General features: G+C 51.2%; 1 protein-coding gene. It reads left to right on the top strand.

From position 1 onward, the window contains the following. The coding region (locus VA603_RS19070; RefSeq protein ID WP_323439766.1) for a hypothetical protein at window positions 1-186 on the top strand (186 nt) is incomplete at its 5' end. Between the last annotated feature and the right edge of the window lie 197 nt (window positions 187-383).

The following is a 383-nucleotide window of genomic DNA, read 5'->3' as shown; positions in this document are numbered from 1 at the left end:
CCCCTGCAGCCCGCGCTGCAGGGGTTTGCCTTTTTATGTAAGCACCTGGTTTTCACCTTCAGTTGCAGCGACAACTTCAAGAAGAACTTCAAGTTCATCAAACAAGTTGTTGACAGATTCAAAAAGCCTGCTAAAGTAGGCGGCTCGCTTCAACAAGATGCCTTCGGGCGACGGAGAAGCAGTTGAGTCAACTTCCTCGAAACGAGGTGTTGACGAAACGGAAAAGCCGGCTATACTGGGCGGCTCGCTACGACGGAAACGTCGCAGCCTACGAAGACGGCGCTGAGGCCTGATTCGAAGTTCTTTGAAAGTATGCGCAGGTATCTTGTGAGGACGCCTGCAGGAATGGATGACTGTCCATCTTGCAGACGTTTAATCAAGCA

It is taken from the genome of Stenotrophomonas capsici (genome assembly GCF_034961085.1).
GTDB lineage: Bacteria > Pseudomonadota > Gammaproteobacteria > Xanthomonadales > Xanthomonadaceae > Stenotrophomonas > Stenotrophomonas capsici.
Note: the sequence above shows the minus strand (reverse complement) of the source record. Positions and strands in the feature narration are given on the sequence as shown.